Genomic DNA, 3,724 nt, shown 5'->3' with positions numbered 1-3,724 from the left:
GTACTATAAGAAGGATAATGCCAGGTTTTTGAAGGTTCCAATCCTATTTTCGCAGCATGAACATCGGATTTTAACAGGTCAAAAGCCTTATTTTAAAAGGGTTTTACCATTATTCAGCAAGCCCTAAGTAGGTTGTAGGGGTTGACGGCGAAACAGAAGGGGAAAAAGGTCAAGAACTTCACCTCAACAAGTTTCGACTGTGACGCTCGAATCTTCCGCTTTGTCGAGAAAGATGGGACGATTACCGTTAGTACCACGGGGAAAAGAGCGACTCCCCCGCTAACCCTACGGGTGTAACGGGGGCATCCTGCCGACATTCAAGGTGACAAGGGCAATTCTTGTCGGAGGGCAGATAAAAGTTTATGCGGATGGCGAGACTCGAACTCGCAAGGCGTAAGCCACACGCCCCTCAAACGTGCGTGTCTACCAGTTCCACCACATCCGCTTGATTTTAGCCTAACCACTATAGCACAGAAAAAAAATAATCTGCAAGCAACTTTTAAAAATTACTGCCGCACAACTTTCGCACCACCTGAGTTAGTACGGATAAACCTTTTAGGGAACCTTGAATCAAATGGAAGGCCGGGATGGGACGGATTAACATTTGTCGAGCTAGGGGCAATGGTAGCAGCTGACCTTGATTATCAATTGCCGGGGCTAAATCGGGTAAATCCTGCGTCACCTCGTCGCTAATCACGCGCACAATTGCCACTTTTTGCCCCGATAAAGCCGCTAAAATCTTTGCTCCTTCCATATCGACCACCTCATAGCCCCCCTGTCCTAAACGTCGTTTTTCCTCGGACTGGCTAATCAGGCGATCGCTGGTTAAACCTTTAACGAGGCTATATCCGGTTAATTGGGCGATTTCTGCGGTTATTTCTGGTTCGCACTGCCAATAATTCCCCTTTTCTAGGCCACAACCTTGACAGATTACCCCATCTCCGGCTCGATAGCGATCGCTGAGACTGCCCGCTAATCCCATCAGCACAATTTTTCCTTTGAGCTTATTAAGAAATTCTAGAGATAGCTTAGAGACTGGGGAACTGTCGAGGAATTCTGGAGCACCAAGGTTAATCGGGATAATTTGCGGGGCTAAATCGCCGATGTTTCTTAATCCTCGACGGATTGAGCTATGCTCGGCCCCCCGGGGAACGAGAATAATATCTTCAGGTGTGAGCATGAAATTTTTGAGAAAGTTTCCTAATTAGTCCATTGAGATGTTATAAACAATAATAGTGAACTAATTAGGAATAATTCTTAAGTAAATAGCCCCGCCACTGACTGGGCGATTGTCTTTCCCACCATGAAAAAGTCTGTCATTCTGCGTTTATCCGAGGTTAACAAGCGTTTTCCCGCTTCTACTACTCTAGCTGTCGATAATATCAGTTTTAGTTTAACAGAGGGCGAAATTCTCGGATTATTGGGTCCGTCGGGCTGCGGTAAAACCACTCTACTCCGGATGATTGCGGGATTTGAAAAACCATCTCAAGGAGTGATTGAATTGGGAGGGCGAATAGTTGCCGACGAAAAAACCTTTATTCCCCCGGAAAAACGCAATACGGGCATGGTTTTTCAGGATTACGCTCTTTTTCCCCATTTAACCATTGCTGAAAATATCGCCTTCGGGTTAAAAAATTCTGGGGAGAAATTATCGACCAAAGCTATTAACGCTAGGGTGGCGGAAACTTTGGATTTAGTCGGACTGCAAGGACTAGAAAAACGTTATCCCCATCAGCTATCGGGAGGACAACAGCAAAGAGTCGCCCTCGCCCGCGCTTTAGCCCCAAAACCCTCTTTAATCCTCTTAGATGAACCTTTAAGTAATCTCGATGTGCAGGTACGGCAACGGTTACGGCACGAGATCCGTCATATCCTGAAAGCGACCGGCATCTCGGCCATTTTTGTCACCCACGACCGGGAGGAGGCAATGGTGATCAGTGACACAATTGCAGTCATTTGTCAAGGAAAATTAGAACAAATTAACAATCCCGAAGCAATTTATAGTCATCCGGCCTCGCGATTTGTGGCCGAGTTTGTCACCCAAGCGAATTTTCTCCCCGCTAGACGGGAGGGGGAACAATGGCAAACCGAGATAGGAGTCTGGGAAATTGCCGATGGTCAAGATTTGGACAAAGGGGAATTGATGCTGAGAGAGGAAGATGTCAAAATTAAACCGGATGAGACGGGAGATCTGGTTATTTGCGATCGCCAATTTTTAGGACGGGAATACCGTTATTGTCTGCTAACGGCCACCGGCAGCCAAATCCACGCTAGAACAACGATTAACACCCAATTAGACATCGGTACAAAGGTAAAACTATCGATTATTCCCGATAGCGTCCGCGTATTTGCCGATTGATAACTGATACTAAATCCTGTTTAAGGGGTGTGGGGTGTAGGGTGTGGGGTGTGGGGAGATTTTTTTCAGTAAAAAGGCAGCTCCGAGCTTATCGCTTAATACTATTGACTGAAAACTCACATCTGATAACTGATTACTGATAACTGATAACTGATCCAAGGCTGACGGCTAATATTGATATCGATCGCGATTTAGGACTAGGGGGGCATTTTTAGCGACAAAATCAATAATTTTTTTAGCCACATCCACACTGGTGGCTGCTTCTATTCCTTCTAAACCGGGAGAGGAATTGACCTCGATAACCACAGGCCCATGATTGGACCGTAATAAGTCCACACCCGCAACCCGTAAACCCATGGCTTTAGTGGCCCGTATGGCCGTACTGCGTTCCTCCGGGGTTAATTTTACCTTTTCTGCCTTACCACCGCGGTGAAGATTAGAACGAAAATCCCCTTCGGCCCCCTGTCGCTTCATCGAGGCCACCACTTTTCCATCGATGACAAAACAGCGCAGATCTGCCCCACTGGCCTCTTTAATATATTCCTGTACTAGGATATTAGCTTCTAATTGCCGAAAAGCTTCAATAACTGACTTGGCTGCTTGATCGGTTTCCGCTAAGACTACCCCAATACCTTGGGTTCCTTCTAATAATTTAATCACTAGAGGGGTGCCGCCGACGGTTTCGATTAAACCATCGATATCTTGAGTTGCGTGGGCAATTCCCGTCACAGGTAAACCGATCCCTTCCCGAGCGAGGATTTGCAGACAACGCAATTTATCCCGCGACCGAGAAATTGCTTGCGAGTCGTTGGTAGTAAAAACATTCATCACCTCGAATTGTCGGACGACTGCGGTTCCATAGAAGGTTTTTGAGGCGGCAATGCGGGGAATAATTGCGTCGAAACTCTCCAAGGGTTTACCGTTATAGACAACCGTGGGTTTATGGGAGGTGATGTTCATGTAACAGCGCAAATAATTGATCACTCGTACCTCATGGCCTTGGGCTTCTCCCGCTTCTTTCAGTCGCTTGGTCGAGTAAAGAGAAGCGTCTTGCGATAAAATAGCGATTTTCATAAATTTTTGCTTAAATATTGCTTTTAAAACTGAATAGCTCGTTATTACCCCATATTGGCTTTTTTGGCCGGCAACTCATAAAATTTCTGCTCTCGATCGAAGTCCATCGATTATTATGGCGCTGACAGTTCCCCCTGAACAGTTAGGTTAATTGACATACTCCCACCGTCAAGCTACGCTGTGACGGGGGATTCTTGACCTATCACTATCGGAAATTCCTTGTTCAACGAGACAGCTTAGATTCTCAATGTCTCCATTAAGAATCCAGAGGCCGGACTCTCCCAAGGCGTT

At 46.2% G+C, this 3,724-nt stretch carries 3 protein-coding genes, 1 tRNA gene and 1 pseudogene; 1 reads left to right on the top strand and 4 read right to left on the bottom strand.

The genetic code is table 11. The features are described 5' to 3' along the window. Nucleotides 1–363: 363 nt before the first annotated feature. A tRNA-Leu gene (locus tag IM477_RS06735) sits at nt 364–445 on the bottom strand. A 54-nt stretch (nt 446–499) separates the two neighbouring features. Further along, nucleotides 500–1,180, bottom strand: coding sequence for a nucleoside phosphorylase-I family protein (locus IM477_RS06730; RefSeq protein ID WP_287731038.1), 681 nt, complete (start codon nt 1,178–1,180; stop codon nt 500–502). Between the two features lie 123 nt (nt 1,181–1,303). On the opposite strand from IM477_RS06730, the gene IM477_RS06725 reads away from it, so the two are divergent. Continuing rightward, entirely contained in the window at nt 1,304–2,359 is a 1,056-nt protein-coding gene (locus IM477_RS06725; RefSeq protein ID WP_287731037.1) for an ABC transporter ATP-binding protein, read from the top strand. 168 nt (nt 2,360–2,527) lie between these two features. On the opposite strand, the gene rimK is transcribed toward IM477_RS06725, so the two are convergent. Together rimK and IM477_RS06715 are read right to left on the bottom strand one after the other, a co-directional pair. After that, the gene (gene rimK / locus IM477_RS06720; protein WP_190723380.1) at nt 2,528–3,433 is read right to left on the bottom strand and encodes a 30S ribosomal protein S6--L-glutamate ligase; all 906 of its coding nucleotides are present in this window, start codon (nt 3,431–3,433) and stop codon (nt 2,528–2,530) included. A gap of 168 nt (nt 3,434–3,601) precedes the next feature. Then, nucleotides 3,602–3,724 (bottom strand): annotated as a pseudogene (locus tag IM477_RS06715) (zinc ribbon domain-containing protein); the annotation flags it as partial.

It is taken from the genome of Microcystis sp. M090S1 (assembly GCF_020246295.1).
GTDB lineage: Bacteria > Cyanobacteriota > Cyanobacteriia > Cyanobacteriales > Microcystaceae > Microcystis > Microcystis aeruginosa.
This window is presented reverse-complemented; position numbering and strand designations above follow the sequence as displayed.